Source organism: Pectobacterium peruviense, from assembly GCF_003312355.2.
Classification (GTDB): domain Bacteria; phylum Pseudomonadota; class Gammaproteobacteria; order Enterobacterales; family Enterobacteriaceae; genus Pectobacterium; species Pectobacterium peruviense.
This window is the reverse complement of record NZ_CP161826.1, coordinates 1,937,201-1,960,356: the sequence shown is the minus strand read 5'-3', so window position 1 is coordinate 1,960,356 and position 23,156 is coordinate 1,937,201. Positions and strand designations below refer to the sequence as shown.

Here is a 23,156-nt window from a genome sequence, read left to right as displayed (position 1 = left end):
GCTGGGAACTAGACAACGGTTAACTGCCCCGCATAGAGGATAAAGAAGCGCAGCAGCAAAACGCCCACCAGACTCATACCGCAGACCGCCAGCACGCCGTAGGGTGAATGCTGTCGGTTAGCCCACGACTTGAGCAGTAAGGGAATAACTAATCCAACCCCTACAACGCCCAGCCAGAACCATACGGCCCAGAATCCACCACCCAACGCAGCCACCAGCGCCCGCTGCTTCCCATCATCCCCTAACGCGAGGCCAATAAAGAACGCGAACAGCAAGAAGATCTCTAGCCACACGACAGGCGTTTCGACGCGATGGATAAAGAGCGCCTCTTCGCTATGCGGATTGCGGCGATAGCGGCAAGTCATGGCGATCAGCGCCACTGCGGCACCGGAGGACACGCCAGAAAACAAGAACAATGCAGGCAGAATCGGGTTATTCAGCAGCGGATAGGTCTTCAGCGCGGAGAGTAAGAATCCGGTGTAAGCCCCTAACATCACCGCCAGCAGTAACATCACGATATCCAGCGATTTCTGCATCGGTGCTAGCCAGCCGAGTACCTTGGGGAAGAGAGTCAGCTTCGGCAGCCAGCGCTGTTGCAGCACAATAGCCTGCTCGCTAAAAATATTGACTAGCCAGACTGCCAGCGCCGCCATGTAAACCTGAAACAGCATAACCCCAACGGACATCACGGAGGTAAAGCTGTAATGAAACATGAGCTTCCAGAACGTCCAGGGGCGCGTGAGGTGGAAGACCAGAATCAGCAATCCGAAAATGATGGTGCACGGCGCGAGAATAAGCGTGGTGCGCATTAACGTACTGTCTGCGGTTGCCTGTTCGGGGTGGTAGCGCCGCAGCAAGGCCGACAGCGTCACCAGCCCCGCAGAAATCCCCACCAGGAACAGGTAAATCGCAATCGGCCAGTCCCAGACTAACGAATCAAAATGGAATGCGCTTGAAGACACGGGCGTCATTGATGAACCTCCCCGTATTTAAACGGTACACGATAAACCTTAGGACGGGTGCCGAGCGCGATTTTGTAGCGATAGGTCGGCTGTTGACGAAGCAGGCGAGAAATCTCGCTGTCAGGATCGTCAAGATTACCGAACGTCAGCGCGTTCGTCGGACAAGACAACACACAGGCGGGCAGTTTTCCGGCTTTCAGGTTGGTCTTGCGGCAAAAATCGCACTTATCCGCCGTTTTCGTCTTCGGATGAATAAAGCGCACCTGATAAGGGCAGGCAGCAATACAGTATTGGCACCCGACGCACAGATCGGGATTCACATCCACAATGCCGCTTGCCGCATCACGAAACGACGCCCCAGTAGGACACACGTCAACGCAGGGTGAATTCTCGCAGTGCTGGCAGGAGTGACGGAAAAAGCGATATTTCACGTCTGGGAATGTCCCAATCGGTTCGCTGCGAATGATCGTCAGACGCGATACGCCCTCCGGCACCTGATTGACCTCACGGCAGGCATCCATGCACGCCGTACAGCCGATACAAAGCGATTCATCGTGGATCATGCCGTAGCGGACGCCGTTAACGTTCAGCGTCTGTGCGACGACCTGCCCCGCCGTGCTGGTGATGGCAATCAGCCCGCCCATACGGGCAAGAAATTGACGACGAGAGCAACTCATGGCTGCCTCTTATTACCCAGATGCACTGAGGCTGGGTTGAAATCGGGGTTATTGCGCTGATCGCTATGGCAATCCACACACAGTTTGATGCGGCTCTTGTCGTTCAGCGTCTGCATACTGTCCTGCGTGGGGTGCAGTTGATGACAGCTAGCACACGCCACTTTCGTCACATGCACATCGTGTGGCCAAAACGCTTTCTGCAACTGCTCCGGCGCATGGCATGACATACAGACGCTGTTCTGTTCTTCCACCTTATACATCGGGAAGTTAAAGCGCATGACATCTTTAACGCCTTCGCGGTGCAGCAGCGAGGGCTTGCCGTGACAGTTAGTGCAGGTCAGCTGTTGTTGATTATGCGGGTTGACGGCGGAGGCATGTTTACCCTGCATGCCATCCTCTTCCGGTTTATGGCACTGTAGACAAGCCTCATCGGGATTGCGCTGTGGCATGACTTCCCACCGCTCTCCTTTTTCCGCTTGAGGTGCGGGCTGCGTCAGCCCTGGCAAGGCCCAAAGCATGCCTGATACCAGCACCCCGGCAGTCAATAACGAACGTAATACGCTCATATCCACTCCACTTTATGATCGCCCGCGTCCACGGGCGATGAGGGGTTATTAGTTCAGTCGTCCAGCTTTACGCGCTTGCTCATCCCACTGCGGCACCACCGTGTTCAGGAAATCCTGTTTTTCGGCGTTGATTTGCTGCATGTTGAGACCAATCGCCTGTTGCGCTTTCTCTTTCGTCGAGATATCCGGCAACTTGACTTCCCCTGTCACACCTTTCTGTGCCAATAGGCGCACCAGTTTGGTTCTCGCCTCGGCAGATTTGCTCAGCGAGGTGCCAAGCATCCGTAAGCCTTCATCCGGCGCATGCATGTGAATGCCGTGCGACGCCACCGCCAAATCCCAGCGCCACTGCGCATGGCGGATATCCATCAGAATCGGCTGCATGTCGGCTTCGGTTGCACCGGCATCCCAGGCCGCTTTGGCCTCAAAATGCGCGTGAACCAGTTGCTCTTCTGCTTTCAGTTTTAATTCCTGAATCGCCGTTTTGCGTTCAGCGACAACTGCCTGCATTGCCGCTTTATCCTGCGTATGGCAATTGGTGCAGGTTTCGCCGTAGTTATCGAAGGGGTTACCTATCTTGTGATCGGTGTACAGCTTGCCATCCGCGTTTTTCACTTTCGGCATATGGCAGTCGATACAGGTCACGTTGTTTTTACCGTGGATACCAACGCTCCAAGTTTCATATTCTGGATGTTGGGCTTTCAGCATCGGTGCGCGGGAAAGGGTGTTGGTCCAGTCGGAGAAGGAAATGGCGTCATAGTATTTCTCCATGTCTTCGACTTTCGTGCCGTTATCCCATGGGAATTTCACCGCTTTGTCTTTGCCAGAAAAATAATACTCAACGTGGCATTGCCCACAGACCATGGACTGCTGTCCGAACCGACTGGCGCTATCAAACGGTTTGCCAATCGCCTCCATTGCGCGTTCCGCGTAAGGACGGGACAGCGTCAGCGCGGGTTTGCCCTGAGCAAAATCCGGTGATGCGGTATCATGGCAGTCTGCACAGCCGAGATCGTTAGTAATCTCCGGTCCACCTCGCGCCCATTTGCCTTTGAAGTAGCCCTCCTCGCCCTCCTGTTGGATCAATCGAGCGACGTCCGGGCTTTTACAACTCCAGCACGCCATTGGCAGAGGACCATCTTCTGCCGTCTTCGGTGCACCGGTACGCAGCGTTTCACGCACGTCCGTTATTGCGTAAGCGTGACCGCGCGGCTTGTTATAGTCTCTGGAAAAGGGGTAACCCGCCCAAAGGATCACCATATAGGGATCTTCTGCCAGCGCATCGTGGCGCTCAGACTGTTCGCTGGTCGCTTTCCACGAGTTGAACTGATCGGGGTGTTGATTGATGAATACCGAATTTCTTGCCTCTATCGGGGCGGGAGAAGGAGACGCCGGAACATCCGCCGAATAGGCTGGCATCATGAGAAAGAGACTGGCTACCATGCCCCACAGATAGGAGATTGACATGCTTATCCTGACCATGCGTTTGTGTCCACATTAAGCCGCCTACTGGCGGTCATTTTAGTTATCCATTTGACAGAAACCACAACAACTGTCGTGACATTGCTCGCCCTATGAATACCAAAAAGATGCATTTAAAATATTGTTTTCGATCAAAGGTAAAGAAAAGTAATGAATCGTATCGAAAGTTATATGAGGATTGTCTCAGTCACGGAGTGCTGGGAATCGCCAGAATAAGACAAGGGACTTAAAAATTGCGGGCTTAAAAATTATGAGCTTAAAAATTCAGTACTTAAAACTGCCAGCTTCGGCATCAAGGTATGTGCGCGAGCACTGGGATGAGGTGTTCGTGTCGGAAGTTCATCCCAGTGTGTTTTCTGATAAAACGCGGCGTGAGGTATCCCCGCGGGGATGTATTACCGTGAACGCTCTAAATCCACGCTTGAGTAAGCGGAATTAACTCTTCAGGAGTTTTTATTTTCCCTGACCATAAGCCAACGCCAGCTTGGCGTAGAAATCTTCCAGCGTGAAGCGAGCATCAACCGCGTTATACACCCGAATCTGGCGCGCATTTTCCTGAGGTGCATAGGTCAGATCGTCGTTTAACTGTGGTGCGTTAACCAGCGTGTAGTGATATTCGTGGTCGTCCAGCAACAGAGAAACTGAGGGGTTGTCACCCAAGACCCAAACTTCGCTTTTCGGCCAGGGAACATCTTTAATGGTTTCGGAAATTGCACGATTAAATTCGATCAACTGTTTCCACAGGTATTCCCCAACTTTCCCTTGTGGCTTAACGCGCACCGCAAGTTCAGACAGCGAGACGCGCACGGACATGTAGACATTGTGCGGAACCTGCCACAACGGCACCTGAGATGTGAATACCGTGTTCGCCGCCACCGGATCGTTGAACATATTATATTCCCAGCCGCCTTTCGGATAAGGCATGCCGCCAATCCACACTACCGTCATTTTGCTGGCGATCTTCGGCTCAGCTTGCAGCGCAGCGGCAATATCCGTAATCGGCCCCATGACTAACACAAACAACGGATGCGGATCGTCTTTTAATGCCTCCTTGATCAGCATCTGTGACCCTTCACTCAATACAGGCACACCACCGTCGGCTTTCAAGGCATGCGTCGCACCACGATAAACGGGAATATCCGTCTTTCCCATCACATTCATTAGACGCTGGAGCTCATGATAGCTTTCCATCATGCTGTTTTCGCCATCGCGTTTCATCAGCGGCGCGGTACGAGAGTAATGGGCGGCAATCAGCCCTTTCACCTGCATCGTTGCCGTCAACACCGCATGGGCAACGGCAAAATCATCGTCAGCCTCGTTTTTAGCATCGGCACTGACAATAACGCGGATCTGTTTATGATCGGCTACATCAAAAGGTGAAGTTTGTGCCTGAGCGGTAAACGCACTGAGGAAAGGTAATGCCACGATCAGCATGGCAAACCGAGAAAAGTATCTTTGAATAAACATGATTATCCTTAACTGTGCTGAGCAGTCGTTGATATGGCAGCTCGGCGATTCAAGCTGCCATCAGAGAAAGCGGGTATACGGATATTCAACCCGCAGCACGAAGATGCTATTTAAAAAGCTTCTGAACAAATTCGCTGTAGGCCGGTCGCCAGACATCCATCTCATGACCGAGGTTAGGATAGTGGGTATAGTCAAACCGGATATTTTTCTGCTCTAACACCGTTTTCAAACCCGCAATATCCTTACCGGTGATGTTATCGGTTTCGCCAATCACCACCGTGAAGTTCTTCAGTTGCTGATTAATCTGCTCAGGCCGTTCAAGCTGTGCAGCAACAGCCATGTTTGGCACCGTTTCGGTAGTCACGCCGCTGAACGTTGCCAGCCAACCGAAATGATCCAGATGGCTCATACCTGATACCAGTGCCTGATAGCCGCCTTGAGACAACCCAGCCAGCGCCCTACCATTTGCATCTTGACGAACGTTAAAACGTTTGCCGATCTCGGGGATAATGTCATGAATAAGTTCCCTATCCGCTGCTAACGCGTTACGCGGATAGAACACCTTGCGCCGCTCCTGCGGTGGGTATTCTTCAGGAATAATCCCGGGAACGTCGGTTTCCGTGTCAGGAATGACAACCAGCATCGGCTCAATTTTTTTCTCTGCCAGCAGGTTATCCATCATCTGCGGTACCCGCCCCTGCACCACGGCAGACGCACCCGTGTCGCCAAAGCCATGATAGAAATAGAGCACGGGTAACGGTTTTGACGATTCGCTATAGCCCGGTGGCGTCCAGACATACATCTGACGCTGTGATTTCAACGCGTTAGAGTGATAGGTCAGCGTTCTCAGCTCACCGTGCGGAACCTGGCGCACATCCAGAATGCTCCCCGGCACCAGAATCAGGCTGGTATTCACCTGACGCTGCGGTTTGGTAAACGCCGTGCCAGTATCGATGGTGCGAAAACCATCCACGCTGAAGAAATATTCATACAGGTTCGGCGACAACACCGGCGTTTTGAACGACCACACGCCTGATTCATCTTTCTTCATCGCATGGGACACGATGCTATCGGGCGTCGAACCGGTAAAAACACTGACCTGTTTCGCCGTAGGCGCAAACAGGTGGAAAGTGATGCTACTATCCGCATTAACCGCCGTGACATACTGGCTCACGGGGGCAGTTGCTGCTGGCATAACAGGAAAATCGGCAGGTAGCGCAGACGCGTTGATAGAAACGCCAGCCAGCATACTTAGAGTCAATAATGATAAAGATATTTTCTTCATGTTCATTTGCATAATCCCATCCCGACTATCACGTAATCGAGTCTGTTTTTGCTAAATGTGATGGCACCGCCTCAGCGGTGCCGACGTGATAACAGGTATTACCACCAGACTTCCGCCTGAATACCCAAGGAGAATTGATCGCTCTTGCTGTCGTTAAATGTGGCCTGACTGATGTCGTTATCTTCAATTTTCAGGTAAGAACCATAGAATCGAATCTCTGGACGAGAATTCAAGATACTCGTGTCAACTTTAAGCGCATGGTACAGCGTCGTTTTATAACCGGATTCATGGTAATTCACGCCGTTCGTTTTATTGGTTTGGTTAAAGTACGCCAATTCTACGCCGGTCTGATTGAACTTATCCCAAATATAGGCGGGACGGAGTACGGCACGGATGCTATCAAAGTCAGTATTTGCACCGGTATCATAACTGTAGATATCGTTACCTTTTGAATAGACCAGCGCATTGGCCATAATGACATCATCACGCAAATACATTTCTCCTTGCGAGATCACGCGGAAGGCATTACCAGAATGGTTGCCATAGTAGTCACCATTACGGCTATACGTCGGGTTAGCATCAGATATATTAGCAAAACCGCTGGCAATAGAATTACTCGCACCTTGCACGGTGAATTCATTAAATCCACCGTTATACAATCCTTGACGTAAAATGACACCAGCAGTCCAGGCATCCTTCAACTTATACGATAAACCATCGATTTCATTATTATTCTGTACATTGCTCTTATTGGCTTGTGCATATTTACCAATCAGAGACAATGTTGCATCATCCCACAGCGGAATACCTTTATAGCGGATATCAACCGCATTCGTATTGACCTGATTTTTATCCTTCTTCGGATCATTATATACGAATCGGCGCGCGTTAACGTCTTCACGGTTCAAAGAGACATCAAGCTTACCCACGCCCAACTGCCAGTTCTCAATACCTACACCGCCCGCCGCTTCTGAACGGTGGCTTTTCCAGTCCAGCATCTGAATTTCATAGACTGGCAGGGTATTTTTACCTACCCAAAAATCAGCCTCTGGGGCGAATGGTAAGAACCCTTTTGTATTGACGTACATCTGGGAGAATTGCAGTTTATTTTCATTATCGGCGTCTTCGCCAAACCAGGCGCTGTTGTACTGCATACCCACGTTACCATCCAATTGGATGACGGCGTCGACACGTTTATTCCCTTCTGCATAAACTTTTTGGCTCAGTATGAGATCAAACCAACCACTGTGCTCATTACCAAAACGCCCTAATGAACCGATCGCATACGATTTTGGTGCGCCATGATCGGCCGTTGCCCATCCAGAACGGAAATACCCCGTATAGCTAAAGCCAATATCATCCTTAACGAACTTGCTCACCTCAGCTAACGTTAATGGCTTTTGTGGTGCACTCATAACATCATCAGCCGTATTTGCGGCTGGTTGAGCGACAGGCGCAAGAACAACCTGATTAACCGATGACGTGCCAGAAGAGGTAATAACCAGTGGTTTATCCTTTGTCACAGAGTTTGCTGCCAAGCGTGCTTTATTTTCTGCGTTCGTCTTATATTCACGAAACTCTTTTTTGGTTGACTGCAATTCAGCTTTATTTACTGCCAGTTCTCTCTCCAATAGTTCCAATCTTTCTTCTACGGTCAATTTTGCGGCCATAGCACCATTAGACAAAAACACTGACGACATCAGTAATACCATCATCTTTACAGGGAATTTTTTACGCATGATTATTATCCGAGTAGGGTACATTATTAGATTTAAAACGAAGCCATTCCGACGCCAGCCGATGGTTCGTCTATTTATAAAAAGCTTTTTTGTAAAACCCAAATGATCGTTTCTATAATTTAATGGCTAGCCGCGCCTCCTGTTTCATTTTATTCTCCTGCCATCTTTCCCATGGGTAGTAAAAAATAGAGTTCGCATTCATTCCAGATCTTCTTTCTGAGAATGAATGCGTAAATAACGTATCGATATGCTGGTTTATTTCAACGCTTCACCATTAGAGGAAATAACTTCTTTATACCAGTGGAAACTTTTCTTACGTCGGCGCTCTAACGTACCGTTGCCTTCATCATCGCGATCGACATAGATGAAGCCGTAGCGTTTCGACATTTCGGCTTTTGAGGCGCTAACCAGATCGATAGGCCCCCAACAGGTGTAACCCATTACCTCAACGCCATCTTCCAGCGCTTCACCCACTTGATACAGGTGATCGTTCAGGTATTTGATGCGATAGTCATCGTTAATGCTGCCATCACTCTCAAGTTTGTCTTTGGCACCCAAACCATTTTCCACAATGAACAGCGGTTTTTGGTAACGGTCATAGAGATAGTTCAGGATATAGCGCAGCCCTTCTGGGTCGATCTGCCAACCCCATTCGGAGCTTTCCAAATGCGGATTCGGCACCATATTCAGAATATTGCCACGGGCTTTCTGGTTCACTTCTTCATCTGTGGTCACACAACCCGTCATGTAGTAACTGAAAGAGATGAAATCGATGGTTTCCTTCAGAGACTGACGATCGTCTTCGGTTACCGACAGCGTAATGCCGTGCTCGGCGAAGAAACGTTTCATGTACGCCGGGTAGTATCCTCTGGTTTGTACATCACCGAAGAACAACCAGTCGCGGTTCTGCTGCATCGTTTCCATTACATCCGCAGGCTTGCAGGTTAATGGATAGAACATGGAACCCAGCATCATATTGCCGATTTTGGCATCAGGGATGATTTCATGGCACGCCTTCACCGCTTTAGCGCTGGCAACGAGCTGGTGATGAATCGCCTGATAAATATCCTGCTTACTACTCTCAGTAGGTAAACCAATACCTGTAAATGGTGCATGTAATGCGCAGTTAATTTCGTTAAACGTCAGCCAGTATTTCACTTTGTCTTTATAGCGCTGGAATATCGTGCGGGCATAGCGCTCGAAGAACGTAATCGTTTCACGGCTTCCCCAGCCGCCGTAATTCTTCACCAGACCGTACGGCATTTCATAGTGGGACAGCGTCACCAGCGGTTGAATGCCATACTTTGCCATTTCATCAAACAGGCGATCGTAAAATGCCAGCCCTGCCTCATTCGGCTGGGTTTCATCGCCCTGCGGGAAAATGCGCGTCCAGGCAATCGAGGTTCTCAGACATTTGAAACCCATTTCAGCAAAAAGCGCGATATCTTCGGGATAGCGGTGATAAAAATCGATCGCAGTGTCTTTAGTTCCACTGTCGCCCGGCGTACGCATGACGATCTCGCCGAAAATACCTTGTGGCTGTAAATCGGACGTTGATAGCCCCTTGCCGTCCGTTAAATACGCGCCTTCAACCTGATTGGCTGCAATCGCGCCTCCCCACAAGAATTCTTTCGGAAACTGATGGCTCATTTTTTCTCCTCCCAATTGGGTCATAAATGTCAATTTCAGCGGATTAACGTCAACAGTGCGCCCTGTTCCTGCACGGTGTTTCCGGCAGTAGGCAGAACATCAACGTAATTTTCGCTATTCGTGATAATGACGGGCGTTGTCGTGTCATAACCGGCTTTTTCGATCGCCTGATAATCAAACTCCACCAGAAGATCGCCCTGTTTCACAACATCGCCGGTCTTAATGTGTGCGGTGAAATGCTGACCATCCAACTTCACCGTATCGATACCGACGTGGATAAGCACTTCGGCACCGTCTTCCGATTCGAGGCCGATGGCATGATTGGTTTTAAACAGCGACGCAACCGTGCCATTGACAGGCGAAACCACACGCCCGGCCAGCGGCTTAATCGCGATACCTTTTCCCATTAATCCACTCGCAAACGTTTCATCACCGACCTGCTCAAGCGGCAGCACCGTTCCCTCGATCGGGCTGTTTATCGCTTGTTTACGCGTTGCATCGCTCTGGTTCTGGGTGGCTTGCGGTGCCGCAGTAGCCGCATTTACTGCTGTCGTATTTTCTTGCGACGGAATCCCAAAGGCCCAGGTAGCCACCGCAGCGAAGGTAAAGGCGATTGCCGTACCAATAATGGCGGCCCAGACCGTGTTATCGACACCTGTCGGTGGGATAACCTGAGTAAAGGTGAAGATGCTCGGGAAGCCGAAGGAATAAATGGTGGTATGGAAATACCCCAGAATTGCGGCTCCCATTGCGCCACCAACACAGCCAAAGATGAAAGGACGTTTCAGCGGCAGCGTAACGCCATACACTGCTGGCTCCGTAATACCAAAGATTGCAGCGGAGAAAGCCGAACCAGAAATACCTTTTAACTTCATGTCACGAGTACGCAGCAATACGCCCAGCACCGCGCCCGCCTGCCCTAATACCGCCGGAACCAGAAGAGGCATCATGGTGTCGTGTCCCAACACGCTGAGATTGTTGATCATCAATGGCGTTAACCCCCAGTGAAGACCAAAAATAACAAACACCTGCCACAGCGCCCCCATCAGCGCGCCCGCAATCATGGAGTTCAACCCATAAATCAGTTGGTAACCGCTAGCCAGCATGTGCCCAAGCCAGGTTGCAGCCGGGCCAATCAGCAGGAACGTGACGGGAACAGTGATACAGAGGCAGAACAACGGCGTGAAGAAATTACGGATATTAATATGCAAGATGGCATTCAGCGGCCTTTCCAGACGTGAAGCCAGCCAGGCCGAGAAAATAATCGGAATAACCGAGGAGGCATAATTAATGAAGGTAATCGGAATGCCGAGGAAATAAAGCTGTTGATAACCGGCGTTCTGCATCGCACCAAATTCAGCAATCATTGATGGATGAACTAGCGTTGCGCCAATCACCATGGTAACGAATGGATTGCCGCCAAATTTTTTCCCTGCGGTATAACCTAAAACAATAGGGAAGAAAAAGAAGAGTGCGTCGCTTGCGGCGAATAACACTTTATATGTTCCACTAGTTTCAACCATCCAACCACAGGCCAGACTGAGCGCCAGGAAACCTTTTAAAATACCGGAGGCTGCCATCACGCCAATTAATGGCGTAAATATTCCAGAAATAATATCGATGAAGCGAGAGAAAATATTTCCTTTTTTCTCATCATCTCCCCCATTATTTTCGGCATCACTTTGGTCGGTCAATCCAGAAACATTCAGTAAACTGCGATATACATCACTGACATGATTGCCTACGACGACCTGAAATTGTCCGCCACTTTCAACCACCATGATCACGCCTGAATTATTCTTCAGCGCAGCTGCATCCGCCTTTTTGCTGTCTTTTAGTTTAAAACGCAGTCTGGTTGCACAGTGCATCACGCTAATGACGTTGCTACGTCCACCGACACCATCGAGTATCTCACTTGCTAATGCTTTGTATTCCATCGTCTATCCTTAAATACTTAACAGACATATATATCAATATGTTATGTTTACCAGATCTGTTTAAGACAAAAAAAAACCTAAATCGCTTTTCCCAATAAACATTGAGAAAACGATTTAGGTTTTGCCTGCCCGTCTAGCCTGACAGTAACAATCCTGATTCTTTGTCAGCGCGACTTATGCGCCAACAATAAAAACGTACTTCATCTGATAATTTGCTTTCCACATACTCTATTCTTTCACTTTCATCGTAAGCAAGGCATTTATCTTGCTACGCTGCTATTTTGTGACGAAAAGCAAATTAGCAGAAATTATTCTCCATCGCCTGGTTCTATTTTCTCCAAACCTTCCGTTCGCACACGCTCAATATGAATCGTTAAGAACATTAATTCTTCTTTTGTTAACGTGTAAGCATACTTTTGAACAATATGTGCCTGTATTTTTTCTGCGCAGCGATAAGACAGTTGATATCTTTCCTTTACCACATCATGCAGTGATTCATCATCACTAAATACGGTACTCTTCCCTATTAATCGTTGCGCAAAAAATTTTAAATGCGTAACAAAACGATGATAGCTTAACGCTTGCTCGTTATAATCTAGATTGAGCTGATATTTTACGATATTCAGTATTTCCTGCATGATTTTGGTAATTTGCAAGACTTCTGGCATTTCGCTGTCGAGTTGCGCATTCACCAAATGCAGAGCAATAAACCCAGCTTCATCTTCCGGTAACCGTACGGACAAACGCTGCTCAATAATATCCAGCGCTTCCATCCCTACAGCAAATTCCTTTGGATACAGGCGCTTTATTTCCCATAACAGCACATTGCGGATATCCACGCCTTGCTTGTGGCGCTCTATCGCAAAATGGCAGTGATCCGTTAAAGAGATGTAGACGCTGTTTTGCAGTTTCCCGGGCAACCGCGCTTTTGCCAGCAAAATGATCTTGTCTGCCGTTGTGATGACATCCATCGGAATTTCTGACAGCAGCTCTTGTAGGCGCGAGGTCAGTTCTCCTGATTTCATCACAAAAACACGTTCAATCAGCGTTTCATCCAGCAGATCGCCAGAGTGCTTTTTGAAGCCCAGCCCGCGTCCCATCACAACCGACTCATTATTGTTTTCGTCGATTGCGGTGACGACATTATTGTTGAGTATTTTGGCAATCTTCATTTTTCAAACCCTGGAAACAAAAAAACCAGACACCCGTAACAAGAACGAGCATCTGGTTTTGCCTGCTTACGCAGTAACAATCCGCAATGGTTGGTAAACTACCATCTGCATTCATCTTCTCAAGGAGCATGACACAAAAACGTGATACGGATCGATAGAAAAGCATGTCGCTTACACGCACTTTCTTTATTTATTGTCGGCTGTTACAAGAATCAACAACTTGCCATCACCCGCCGCAATAGCGTATTTCTACGGCGGATTTTTTAGGCAGTTGCGCAACAAAGTTAGGTAAAAACCCCAAATCGCTCAGTTTTTTGCGTAAACGTGACAAAATCTTCAATTTCATACCTTTTGCCACCTTGTTTCTCGTCGCTTAATAACTATAATACGAAACGTCGTTTCAATTGAATGGTTTCAGCTAAACAACGTGCCACTATCAATAATATTATTATCAACGGCATCGCCAACGCGCCCCTCCGCTAATCTCATGCGGCGAGCAGTTGCGCACTTCATTACCCATTCGCTACGACCATCTATACTTACCTCTTTTACACTGTTTCCTCACTCATTCTTTCCAGCGGCTTGTCCTAGAACGCCACTGGTTCACTCGTTTTTTTATCCATCACAACTTGTAGAAACTATCGTATGAAAAAGACAAAAATTGTTTGTACCATCGGGCCGAAAACAGAGTCAGAAGAAATGCTTGGCAACCTGCTGTCTGCCGGCATGAATGTTATGCGCCTGAACTTCTCTCACGGGGATTACGCAGAACATGGCCAACGCATCAAGAACCTGCGTGCCGTCATGGAAAAAACTGGTCAGCAAGCTGCTATCCTGCTTGACACCAAAGGCCCAGAAATCCGCACCATGAAGCTGGAAAACGGCGCTGACGTAACGCTGACCGCCGGTCAAGCGTTCACGTTCACCACCGATCAAAGCATCGTGGGTAACAAAGATCGCGTCGCAGTCACTTACGCTGGATTCACCGAAGACCTCAGCGTGGGTGACACGGTTCTGGTTGATGACGGCTTGATCGGTATGCAGGTTACAGCCGTCAGCGGTAGCGACGTCGTGTGTAAAGTGCTGAACAATGGCGATCTGGGCGAGAACAAAGGCGTTAACCTGCCAGGCGTTTCCATCCAGTTGCCTGCTCTGGCTGAAAAAGACAAACGTGACCTGATTTTCGGTTGCGAACAAGGCGTCGATTTCGTTGCTGCTTCCTTTATCCGTAAACGTTCCGACGTTGAAGAAATTCGCGCACACCTGAAAGCACATGGTGGCGAGCACATCCAGATCATCTCCAAAATCGAAAATCAGGAAGGTCTGAACAATTTCGACGAAATTCTGGAAGCATCTGACGGCATCATGGTTGCTCGTGGCGACTTGGGCGTTGAGATCCCGGTTGAAGAAGTGATCTTCGCACAGAAAATGATGATCGAAAAATGTAACCTGGCACGCAAAGTGGTTATCACCGCGACGCAAATGCTGGATTCAATGATCAAAAACCCACGTCCTACCCGCGCTGAAGCTGGCGACGTGGCGAACGCCATCATCGACGGCACCGATGCCGTTATGCTGTCTGGCGAAAGTGCGAAAGGTAAATACCCGCTGGAATCCGTTACCATTATGGCGACGATCTGTCAGCGTACCGATTCCGTGATGAAAAGCCGTCTGGATACCATTAAGACTCCTCCAGTTCTGCGTATCACTGAAGCCGTCTGCCGTGGCGCGGTAGAAACTGCAGAGAAACTGGATGCACCGCTGATTGTGGTTGCGACCAGTGGCGGTAAGTCTGCAAAATCTATCCGCAAATACTTCCCGAATGCCCGCATTCTGGCGCTGACGACAAATGAAGTCACTGCGCGTCAGCTTCTGCTGAGCAAAGGCATTGATACGCTGCTGGTGAAGGAAATTGCCTCTACCGATGACTTCTACCGCCTCGGTAAAGAAGCAGCGCTGAAGACCGGTCATGCGCAAGCAGGTGATGTTGTGGTGATGGTATCTGGTGCACTGGTTTCCAGCGGCACAACCAACACCGCTTCCGTACATCGTCTCTGATCCCCACTATCAGATCGGTAAAAAGCGCCTTAATGGCGCTTTTTTTATATTCTGAAACGACTTTCTACAGCGCGATAACCTAATTAATGCGTTTGTGTAACACGCCTTTTTAATAGCCTAATGCCTCAGAGTTATCCGATAAAAATAGCGCTGTTTTCCTTACTTTTTTAATTAATAGGTAAAACTCGCTGTTTCTTTGAGCGAACGATCGAAATTAAGCATGTTCTCATCAAAAATTTATTCTCATTAGAAAAAAGTTTGTGTAATACTTGTAACGCTACATGGAGATTAACTCAATCTAGAGGGTATTAATAATGAATCGTACTAAACTGGTACTGGGCGCGGTAATCCTGGGTTCTACTCTGCTTGCTGGTTGTTCAAGCAATGCTAAAATTGATCAGCTGTCTTCTGACGTTCAGACTCTGAACGCTAAAGTTGACCAACTGAGCAACGACGTGAACGCAATCCGCTCTGACGTACAAGCTGCTAAAGATGACGCAGCTCGTGCTAACCAGCGTCTGGACAACCAAGTTCGTACTTACAAAAAGTAATCGAGCTGGTTAAGTAGTGAAAATGGCGCACAGTGTGCGCCATTTTTTTTGCCTTTGTTCTGTCAGCAGTTCTGTTCCATCAACCTTCGCATTCATCCCTTTTACACGTTGTCTGCCGTCACTATCCTTCCATCCGATCCTTGAACCAGCACAGATGCGCCTGAGACGCACCTGACCGGTTTATTTCATGATTAACGAGACGTAGTACTGATGGCGGTAATTGGCGCAACCTGATGCGTCTTAGGCGTTTCTGGAGACGACTCTACCGGTGGTTGGTAGGTATTGATATCCTGACCTACGCTAACCACAATCGGCATGCCGGAACGACGTACAATCGCATCAGAAACGGCTTTACTGTCCGTCTCCGTGTCCTTAACAAACTTCTGCGTCTTCGCCGTCAACGGAATCGTCATGGTTTGTGGATCGTCCTTATCGGTCTTCGACAAAGGCTGATGCACTTCAACATAGCGTTTACCGTCCGGTTCAACGGAGGTTTTAATCGCATCATTAAGAATCTGCACACGCGTACCTACTGGTACGTTGTCAAACAACGCCTTGATGTCATCTGGGCGCAGACGGATACAGCCGGAGCTTACGCGCATGCCGATACCGAAGTCCGCGTTTGTGCCATGCAGCAAATAAACGCCGCCGTGAGCTGACAGACGCAATGCATGTAGCCCCATCGGGTTATCCGGGCCAGCTGGAACGACAGCAGGCAGCTTAATGCCCTGCTCTTCCAGATAATGCTTACGAATGTTCGCCGTTGGCGTCCAGGTTGGATTCTCACGTTTCTCGCTCACGCTGGTCGTCATCAGTGGCGTATTGCGCCCCAATTGACCAATGCCGATCGGGTAAACGATGACGGTGTTTTTCCCTTTCGGATAGTAGTAGAGACGTAATTCCGCCAGATTGACCACAATGCCTTCACGCGGGGTGTCCGGCAGCAGCATTTGTGTTGGGATCGTGAGAGTAGAACCCGGTGTCGGCAGATAAGGATCCGCGCCAGGATTTGCTTCCAACATGCCCAGTAAACCAATCTTGAAATCCGCCGCGATAGCTTCAAGCGGACGGCCATCATTGGGGACCGTATAAGCGATGTTTTCACCGATAAGGCGGCTATTGGGTGGCGGCAGCGGGTATTCCGTCGCTCTAGCGGCGGTGCTGGCCAGGTATGTCGCAAAAGCCATACCAAGTAAAGTTAACGCGCGTTTCATATTAGGTTCCCTACAATCAATAACATCTGGTTGTGTACCCAGAATGCAGTATCCGGCTATACCTCTTGATCTGGTGTCAATGCAGCGGTTGCTGCGCCTCTCCACCGAACGTGGGTATATATTAGCATTGTTGTAACAAAAGAATATTTGATTTAAAAATCAAAGCATTGATATTCAATTCTTTACAAAACAGTGTCAGGATAAAATTTAACGGGAAATAAATATACGGGACGAATTCTGAAATATCAGCGAGTTAATAAATGAACCGAAAAACAATAACGTATCGTTGGTAAAAATGAGTAAATGAAAAAACAAAAAAAACGCTGAACGTTTTTCCGTCACAGCGCTTTTTTTATACTCAGCGAAGCAGAGAGAATTAAAGCAGTGCAGCGGCATGCGCACGAATGGCACGCAGCATCGCCTCAAGTCCCTGAGAGCGGGATGGCGTCAGGTGTTGATTCAACGCCAGCGATTCAAAGAACGGTCGCACATCCAGCTCAACAATCTCCTGCGCTGTCAGCCCCTGATACAGGCTGAAAACTACCGCGATCAGGCCTTTCACAATGGCAGCATCGCTGTCTCCGTGCAAAGCGATAACGCCCTGTTCGTCAGGCTGTGTCACAATCCACACTTGGCTCTGGCACCCCGAAATCAGGTTATCGGGATTACGCCACTCATCGGGCAGTGGGTCAAGACGCTCCCCTAACTCGATGACATACAGATATTTTTCTTCCCAGTCATTACAGCGCGCAAAATTGCGCGCCAGCTTCTGCGGTTCTGGCAGACTCGCCATGGTTTCCTCCCCGAACAGATTCGCGCGCGGCGCTTAACTGCCCAGCAATCGATGGATACGTTGCAATCCGGCAACCAGCCGGTCAATTTCTTCGCGTGTAGTATAAACGGCTAGCGAAGCGCGGCACATACTGGGAACACCATAGTGTTCCATCAGCGGCATCGCGCAATGGTGGCCGGTGCGAATCGCAATACCATATCGATCGAGGAAACTTCCCACATCATAGGCGTGGTGCTGCCCAAGGTTAAACGCAATAACGCCGTGGCGTTCAGCAGGACCGTACAACGTCAGATCGGGCACCTGCGTTAGCGCTTCCAGCGCGTACTGCATTAGCGAAGATTCATAACGCTGAATCTCTTCACGCCCCAGTGCCGTCACATAATCCAGAGCGGCACCTAAGCCCATGATGCCGCCCGTGTTAGGCGATCCGGCTTCAAAGCGCCATGGAGAATCTGCATAGGTGGTACCCGTATGCAGGCTGACCTGACGGATCATCGCCCCGCCGCCTTCCCACGGTGGCATCGCCTGAAGCAGGTCACGTTTGCCATACAGCACACCAATGCCTGAAGGGCCGTAGATCTTATGTCCTGAAAAGACAAAGAAATCGCAATCCAGATCCTGCACATCGACAGGCTGATGCATAATCGACTGCGCACCATCGATCAACACAACAGCGCCCGCTGCTTTTGCCTGTGCAATCATCGCTTTTACTGGATTCAGCGTGCCCAACACGTTGGATATCTGCGTCACCGCCAGCAGACGAGTGCGTTCATCCAACAGCACGGGAAGCTGTGCCACATCCAGCGAACCATCTTCAGCCAGCGGCAATACGCGAACTTCAACGCCACGCGCTTCTGCCAGCATCTGCCAGGGAACAATATTCGCGTGGTGCTCCATCTCGGTGATAATCAGATTATCGCCCGGCTGGATGAAAGTGCGGCCATAGCTGTTAGCCACCAGATTGATGGCCTCCGTCGTACCACGTACAAAGACAATCTCTTCCACTGAGGCGGCATTGATAAAGGACGCCACCTTTTCGCGTACGGCTTCCATCGCGCTGGTCGCCTGCGCGCTCAGCGTATGAATGCCGCGGTGCACAGCGGCGTATTCATGGCGATAGAATTCGGCTTCACGCTCAATCACCGACTGTGGCTTTTGCGCACTCGCGGCGCTATCAAGATAGGCTAACGGCTGGCCGTTAACCTCGCTTGCCAGCAGCGGGAAATCAGCACGAACCCGTTCAATAGGATAACTCATCATACCGCCTTGCCGGCATTCGCCAGCGCGTTAGGCAAACGCTGCGCGATACGTTCCAGAACCGCATCTCGCAGAGACTCGTTTTCAATCGCTTCTGTGACTTCCGCTGCGAAGGCGAAGATGATCATCTGTTGCGCATCCTGCTGCGTAATACCGCGAGAACGCAGATAGAACAGCTGTTCTTCGTCCATACGGCCAATGGTCGCGCCGTGGCTGCATTTCACGTCATCCGCATAGATTTCCAACTGCGGCTTGGTGTCTACCTCGGCCAGTCGACCCAGCAGCAGGTTGTTGTTGGTCATCTGTCCGTCGGTTTTCAGCGCATGTGGCGCAACCTTGATCATGCCGTTAAATACCGCTCGGGCGCGATCGTTGACGATGACTTTATGCAACTGACGACTTTCGCCGTTGCCCTGATTGTGTTCCAGATACGTTCGCGTATCACACACTTCGCTACCGACAGGCAGAATCAGGCTGTTCATGGACAGATTCGTCCCTTCGCCGTTCAACTGAGCACTGGTGTGGTGACGCGTCAGCCCTGCTCCCAGCAGGAAGCTATGGCTGCGAACCCGAGCATCACGAGCCAGAACCAGATCGTTGTGCGCGAAGTGGTAGCTCGCCGCCGCTTCAAATGCCAGCTTATAGTGGCTAACCTGGCTATTCTCCGCTGCATTCACCGTCAGGCGTGCACCAGTAAAGTGCGCATGCTCGTCCAGACTGACATAGTGCTCGATGATTTCCGCACTCGCGCCACGTTCAACGTTCAAATGATGACGATGGTGAACCGTGTTCAACGCCGCAGCCTGGCTGCTGCTGATGTGCAGCAGGTAAAGCGGTTTTTCCGCTTGCTGCCCGGCAGCCAAACGAATCAATGTACTCGTACTCGCCAGACTTTCGGTCAGATGCAGGAACACTTCTGACTGAATCGCCGCAGGCAACACGCCACGCGCATGCGACGCCTGTACGTTAACCTGATACGGTCCCCAGGCGCTGTCGCTTAGTTCTGCGTTGAATACGCCATCGACAAACACCAGACGCCAGCTATCCACCGCGAATGCCAGTGCATCCACCGCCGCACGATCGATCGGGGGTGCCTGGGGTGCGACAAATTCATTACTCAGCAAGCCATCCAGCGGCGTGTATTTCCAGTGCTCGTGCTTACGATGCGGTAAGCCAAGACGCACCACGTCCTGCCAGTGTTTGTTTGCGTCTTCAGAACGACGCGACGCATCGCGTTCAAACAGGCCATGCCATTGTTGCAGCGCCTGTTCTTGTTTCTGTGCGATGCTGGTTTTACCCGCCACGTTATCGCTCGTCACATTATTGCTCGTCGGTAAGCCAGCCATAGCCTTGCTCCTCCAACTGTTTCACCAGCGAGAAATCACCGGATTTCACAATGCGCCCTTGATACAGAACGTGTACGTGATCCGGTTTGATGTAATCAAGAATACGCTGGTAGTGCGTGACGATGATGAACGAACGTTTGCCGTCGCGCAGGGAGTTCACGCCGTTAGAGACGATTTTTAGTGCGTCGATGTCCAAACCAGAGTCGGTTTCATCCAGAATGCACAGATCCGGCTCCAGCGCCGCCATTTGCAGAATGTCGTTACGCTTCTTTTCGCCGCCGGAGAAGCCCACGTTGACCGAGCGGGTCAACAAATCTTCCGGCATATTCAGCAGCTTGATCTTTTCTTCGATAAAGTCGGCGAAGTCAAAGCGATCCAGCGGTTCCTGCTCGCGGTATTTACGCACTGCGTTAACGGAGGTCTGTAGGAAGAACTGGTTGCTCACGCCAGGGATCTCTACCGGATACTGAAACGCCATGAAGACGCCTTCACCTGCGCGATCTTCTGGAGACAGCTCCAGCAAATCTTTTCCTTTGAAGCTCACCGAACCGTCGGTGACTTCATATTCTTCGCGCCCAGCCAGCGTCGCGGAGAGCGTACTTTTTCCTGAGCCATTCGGGCCCATAATCGCGTGAACTTCACCCGGCTTAATGGTGAGATTAAGCCCTTTGATGATCTCTTTGCCTTCTACGCTAACTTTTAAATTTTCGATGCTTAACATGCTTATTCCTTCCAACGCTCAATATGGCGAGCGCTTAATGAATTCCGGGACCGATGATTCTCATTATTCGTCTGTGAAAATCCCGGTAACCGCCGAATTAACCCACGCTGTGTTCCAGGCTAATCGCCAGTAACTTTTGTGCTTCTACCGCGAATTCCAGCGGCAATTCAGAGAAGACGTCCTTACAGAATCCGTTCACGATCATCGAAATAGCGTCATCTTCGCTGATACCACGTTGCAGACAGTAGAACAGCTGATCATCGCCGATTTTCGAGGTCGTCGCTTCATGCTCCAACTGCGCAGTATTGTTGCGCACTTCCACGTACGGGAAGGTGTGCGCGCCGCACTCGCTGCCGATCAGCATGGAGTCACACTGGGTAAAGTTACGGGCGTTGGTCGCGCTCGGCATAATCTTCACCAGACCGCGGTAGGTGTTTTCACTGCGCCCAGCAGAAATCCCTTTGGAGATGATGGTCGAACGGGTGTTTTTGCCGATATGAATCATCTTGGTGCCGGTATCGGCCTGTTGACGACCGTTGGTCAAGGCAACAGAGAAGAATTCACCCACGGAGTAGTCACCGCGCAGAATGACGCTCGGGTATTTCCAGGTGATCGCCGAACCAGTTTCCGACTGTGTCCATGACATTTTTGAATGATCACCCGCACACAACGCGCGCTTGGTCACGAAGTTCAGAATGCCACCTTCAGTGTCATCTTTACCGGAGAACCAGTTTTGCACCGTGGAATATTTCACTTCGGCATTCTTGTTGATGATCACTTCCACCACCGCCGCGTGCAGCTGATAGGTGTCACGAACAGGTGCGGAGCAGCCTTCGATGTAGCTGACGTAGCTGTCGTCATCGGCGATCAGAATCGTACGCTCGAACTGACCGGTTTTTGCCGCATTGATACGGAAATACGTCGACAGTTCCATCGGGCAGCGCACGCCTTTCGGGATGTACACAAACGTGCCGTCAGAAGCGACCGCCGAATTCAGTGCCGCAAAGAAGTTGTCGTTCGCCGGTACAACGGTACCGAGATACTGACGCACCAGATCGGGATGTTCCTGAATCGCCTCGCTGAATGAACAGAAGATAATGCCTTTTTCAGCCAGCTCATGCCGATACGTGGTCGCAACGGATACCGAGTCGAAAATAGCATCGACCGCGACTTTCTGACCTTCACGGACGGGAACGCCCAGCTGATTAAAGGCATTCTCTACTTCGCTGGTCAGGTAATTATTCACGTCCGTAATCCCGGATTGCTGCTTGGCACCGGGCTCAGAGCCACAGCTGTCGTCGCAGTTACCGCAAGAAGGCGCGGAATAATAGCTATAGTCCTGATAGTCGAGTTTCTCGTAATGGGCTTTCAGCCAATGCGGCTCTTCCATCTCCAGCCACGCTTTGTAAGCGTTAAGACGGAATTCCAGCATCCACTCAGGTTCATTACGCTTCGCCGAGATCGCCCGTACGACATCTTCGTTGATGCCGTGCGCCAGCTCATCGGTTTCCAATTGCGTGAAGAAACCTTCTTTATAGCGTCCATCACCCATCCAGATCTGGACATCATCAGGTACATCTACCGTGCTACGTGCCATAATTTTTCATCACTTAAATGCCAAAGCTTTCGCCACATCCACAAGCATGCTGCGCTCTGGGATTATTAAACTTGAATATCTGATTCAGTCCTTCACGGACGAAATCAAGTTCTGTGCCGTCAATGAAAGGCATCGCTTTCAGTGGGACATACAGTTTTGCGCCATCACGCTCGAATACCAGATCGTCGGTTTCAAACTCCTGCACCAAATCCAGCACATAGCCAAACCCAGCACAGCCTGATTGTTTAACGCCAAGCCGCAGTCCTTGCACCGCTTCATCCTGCGTCATCAGATTCTTAATCTGCTTCACGGCGCTATCGGTTAGCGTCAGTCCTTGCCAGACATTTTCATCCAGTGAAAACGTCCCTACATTTTCCGCTTGCATATGGAATACCTCATTGCGTGTGGTACCAGTTTTAGGCTGGTTTCCCCTAATGTTAGTGATAATGAAACTAGCTTCAACCTCTTGTTTTGCAGGGCTATTCGTAACATTTGATTTTTTAGCCTGCCAAGAGTGCTATTTTACATGCCTTAAACGTCCCAGATAACACAGAAAGAAACAACCCAACCTATTGATAATAAATTAATTATTATCAATAGCTCTATCGCTTTCGGTCAGATAAAAATCATCATCTCGTTATCATTATTATAACATTTATCGGTGATACCTATTTATAAAACA

General features: G+C 49.9%; 19 protein-coding genes. 2 read left to right on the top strand and 17 right to left on the bottom strand.

Annotated elements, in window-relative coordinates; all coding sequences use genetic code 11:
• Positions 1-8: 8 nt before the first annotated feature.
• The 10 genes from nrfD to licT all read right to left on the bottom strand — a co-directional run bounded on the left by nrfD (position 9) and on the right by licT (position 12,937).
• Entirely contained in the window at positions 9-971 is a 963-nt protein-coding gene (gene nrfD / locus DUT67_RS08915; protein ID WP_113633101.1) for a cytochrome c nitrite reductase subunit NrfD, read from the bottom strand.
• Positions 968-1,639 (bottom strand): cytochrome c nitrite reductase Fe-S protein, encoded by a 672-nt coding sequence (nrfC, locus tag DUT67_RS08910; protein WP_113633100.1) that lies wholly within the window; start codon positions 1,637-1,639, stop codon positions 968-970. The genes nrfD and nrfC overlap by 4 nt, the downstream gene beginning before the upstream one ends.
• Positions 1,636-2,205: a cytochrome c nitrite reductase pentaheme subunit gene (nrfB, locus tag DUT67_RS08905; protein WP_113633099.1), complete on the bottom strand. Its 570-nt coding sequence runs from the start codon at positions 2,203-2,205 to the stop codon at positions 1,636-1,638. Before nrfB ends, nrfC begins: the two co-directional genes overlap by 4 nt.
• A gap of 48 nt (positions 2,206-2,253) precedes the next feature.
• Positions 2,254-3,627, bottom strand: coding sequence for an ammonia-forming nitrite reductase cytochrome c552 subunit (gene nrfA, locus DUT67_RS08900; RefSeq protein ID WP_368350138.1), 1,374 nt, complete (start codon positions 3,625-3,627; stop codon positions 2,254-2,256).
• Positions 3,628-4,140: 513 nt separating this feature from the next.
• The gene (locus DUT67_RS08895) at positions 4,141-5,154 is read right to left on the bottom strand and encodes a nucleoside hydrolase (RefSeq protein ID WP_113633097.1); all 1,014 of its coding nucleotides are present in this window, start codon (positions 5,152-5,154) and stop codon (positions 4,141-4,143) included.
• A gap of 106 nt (positions 5,155-5,260) precedes the next feature.
• A complete protein-coding gene (locus DUT67_RS08890; RefSeq protein WP_189339560.1) occupies positions 5,261-6,451 on the bottom strand; it encodes an alpha/beta hydrolase-fold protein in 1,191 nt (396 codons plus the stop codon).
• Positions 6,452-6,537: 86 nt separating this feature from the next.
• Positions 6,538-8,178 carry a carbohydrate porin gene (locus DUT67_RS08885; protein ID WP_113633096.1) on the bottom strand — a complete coding sequence of 547 codons (1,641 nt, stop codon included), beginning with the start codon at positions 8,176-8,178 and terminating at the stop codon, positions 6,538-6,540.
• A 255-nt stretch (positions 8,179-8,433) separates the two neighbouring features.
• Entirely contained in the window at positions 8,434-9,828 is a 1,395-nt protein-coding gene (locus DUT67_RS08880) for a glycoside hydrolase family 1 protein (protein WP_113633095.1), read from the bottom strand.
• A gap of 35 nt (positions 9,829-9,863) precedes the next feature.
• Positions 9,864-11,765, bottom strand: coding sequence for a PTS beta-glucoside transporter subunit IIABC (bglF, locus tag DUT67_RS08875; RefSeq protein ID WP_113633094.1), 1,902 nt, complete (start codon positions 11,763-11,765; stop codon positions 9,864-9,866).
• A gap of 308 nt (positions 11,766-12,073) precedes the next feature.
• Positions 12,074-12,937, bottom strand: coding sequence for a BglG family transcription antiterminator LicT (gene licT, locus DUT67_RS08870; RefSeq protein WP_113633093.1), 864 nt, complete (start codon positions 12,935-12,937; stop codon positions 12,074-12,076).
• Between the two features lie 645 nt (positions 12,938-13,582).
• Here licT and pykF point away from each other — a divergent pair.
• Both pykF and DUT67_RS08860 read left to right on the top strand, forming a co-directional pair.
• Positions 13,583-14,995 carry a pyruvate kinase PykF gene (gene pykF, locus DUT67_RS08865; RefSeq protein ID WP_048259733.1) on the top strand — a complete coding sequence of 471 codons (1,413 nt, stop codon included), beginning with the start codon at positions 13,583-13,585 and terminating at the stop codon, positions 14,993-14,995.
• A 314-nt stretch (positions 14,996-15,309) separates the two neighbouring features.
• A complete protein-coding gene (locus DUT67_RS08860) occupies positions 15,310-15,546 on the top strand; it encodes a major outer membrane lipoprotein (protein ID WP_005970385.1) in 237 nt (78 codons plus the stop codon).
• Between the two features lie 191 nt (positions 15,547-15,737).
• On the opposite strand, the gene DUT67_RS08855 is transcribed toward DUT67_RS08860, so the two are convergent.
• The 7 genes from DUT67_RS08855 to sufA all read right to left on the bottom strand — a co-directional run bounded on the left by DUT67_RS08855 (position 15,738) and on the right by sufA (position 22,859).
• Positions 15,738-16,760, bottom strand: coding sequence for a L,D-transpeptidase family protein (locus DUT67_RS08855; RefSeq protein WP_113633092.1), 1,023 nt, complete (start codon positions 16,758-16,760; stop codon positions 15,738-15,740).
• Positions 16,761-17,136: 376 nt separating this feature from the next.
• The gene (gene sufE, locus DUT67_RS08850) at positions 17,137-17,553 is read right to left on the bottom strand and encodes a cysteine desulfuration protein SufE (protein WP_103807807.1); all 417 of its coding nucleotides are present in this window, start codon (positions 17,551-17,553) and stop codon (positions 17,137-17,139) included.
• A gap of 33 nt (positions 17,554-17,586) precedes the next feature.
• Positions 17,587-18,810, bottom strand: coding sequence for a cysteine desulfurase SufS (sufS, locus tag DUT67_RS08845; RefSeq protein ID WP_113627817.1), 1,224 nt, complete (start codon positions 18,808-18,810; stop codon positions 17,587-17,589).
• The gene (sufD, locus tag DUT67_RS08840) at positions 18,810-20,156 is read right to left on the bottom strand and encodes a Fe-S cluster assembly protein SufD (protein ID WP_113633090.1); all 1,347 of its coding nucleotides are present in this window, start codon (positions 20,154-20,156) and stop codon (positions 18,810-18,812) included. Before sufD ends, sufS begins: the two co-directional genes overlap by 1 nt.
• Complete coding sequence (gene sufC, locus DUT67_RS08835; RefSeq protein ID WP_005970394.1) at positions 20,131-20,877, bottom strand: Fe-S cluster assembly ATPase SufC; 747 nt, start codon at positions 20,875-20,877, stop codon at positions 20,131-20,133. The genes sufD and sufC overlap by 26 nt, the downstream gene beginning before the upstream one ends.
• A 97-nt stretch (positions 20,878-20,974) precedes the next feature.
• On the bottom strand, positions 20,975-22,474 hold the full coding sequence (sufB, locus tag DUT67_RS08830; protein ID WP_011093431.1) for a Fe-S cluster assembly protein SufB: 1,500 nt from the start codon (positions 22,472-22,474) through the stop codon (positions 20,975-20,977).
• 13 nt (positions 22,475-22,487) lie between these two features.
• On the bottom strand, positions 22,488-22,859 hold the full coding sequence (gene sufA / locus DUT67_RS08825; protein ID WP_039299022.1) for a Fe-S cluster assembly scaffold SufA: 372 nt from the start codon (positions 22,857-22,859) through the stop codon (positions 22,488-22,490).
• Between the last annotated feature and the right edge of the window lie 297 nt (positions 22,860-23,156).

Excerpts from the sequence above, each read along its gene's own strand:
- nrfD (WP_113633101.1), bottom strand. The coding sequence starts at position 971 with ATGACGCCCGTGTCTTCAAGCGCATTCCATTTTGATTCGTTAGTCTGG.
- nrfC (WP_113633100.1), bottom strand. The coding sequence starts at position 1,639 with ATGAGTTGCTCTCGTCGTCAATTTCTTGCCCGTATGGGCGGGCTGATT.
- nrfB (WP_113633099.1), bottom strand. The coding sequence starts at position 2,205 with ATGAGCGTATTACGTTCGTTATTGACTGCCGGGGTGCTGGTATCAGGC.
- nrfA (WP_368350138.1), bottom strand. The coding sequence starts at position 3,627 with ATGATGCCAGCCTATTCGGCGGATGTTCCGGCGTCTCCTTCTCCCGCC.
- DUT67_RS08895 (WP_113633097.1), bottom strand. The coding sequence starts at position 5,154 with ATGTTTATTCAAAGATACTTTTCTCGGTTTGCCATGCTGATCGTGGCA.
- DUT67_RS08890 (WP_189339560.1), bottom strand. The coding sequence starts at position 6,451 with ATGCAAATGAACATGAAGAAAATATCTTTATCATTATTGACTCTAAGT.
- DUT67_RS08885 (WP_113633096.1), bottom strand. The coding sequence starts at position 8,178 with ATGCGTAAAAAATTCCCTGTAAAGATGATGGTATTACTGATGTCGTCA.
- DUT67_RS08880 (WP_113633095.1), bottom strand. The coding sequence starts at position 9,828 with ATGAGCCATCAGTTTCCGAAAGAATTCTTGTGGGGAGGCGCGATTGCA.
- bglF (WP_113633094.1), bottom strand. The coding sequence starts at position 11,765 with ATGGAATACAAAGCATTAGCAAGTGAGATACTCGATGGTGTCGGTGGA.
- licT (WP_113633093.1), bottom strand. The coding sequence starts at position 12,937 with ATGAAGATTGCCAAAATACTCAACAATAATGTCGTCACCGCAATCGAC.
- pykF (WP_048259733.1), top strand. The coding sequence starts at position 13,583 with ATGAAAAAGACAAAAATTGTTTGTACCATCGGGCCGAAAACAGAGTCA.
- DUT67_RS08860 (WP_005970385.1), top strand. The coding sequence starts at position 15,310 with ATGAATCGTACTAAACTGGTACTGGGCGCGGTAATCCTGGGTTCTACT.
- DUT67_RS08855 (WP_113633092.1), bottom strand. The coding sequence starts at position 16,760 with ATGAAACGCGCGTTAACTTTACTTGGTATGGCTTTTGCGACATACCTG.
- sufE (WP_103807807.1), bottom strand. The coding sequence starts at position 17,553 with ATGGCGAGTCTGCCAGAACCGCAGAAGCTGGCGCGCAATTTTGCGCGC.
- sufS (WP_113627817.1), bottom strand. The coding sequence starts at position 18,810 with ATGAGTTATCCTATTGAACGGGTTCGTGCTGATTTCCCGCTGCTGGCA.
- sufD (WP_113633090.1), bottom strand. The coding sequence starts at position 20,156 with ATGGCTGGCTTACCGACGAGCAATAATGTGACGAGCGATAACGTGGCG.
- sufC (WP_005970394.1), bottom strand. The coding sequence starts at position 20,877 with ATGTTAAGCATCGAAAATTTAAAAGTTAGCGTAGAAGGCAAAGAGATC.
- sufB (WP_011093431.1), bottom strand. The coding sequence starts at position 22,474 with ATGGCACGTAGCACGGTAGATGTACCTGATGATGTCCAGATCTGGATG.
- sufA (WP_039299022.1), bottom strand. The coding sequence starts at position 22,859 with ATGCAAGCGGAAAATGTAGGGACGTTTTCACTGGATGAAAATGTCTGG.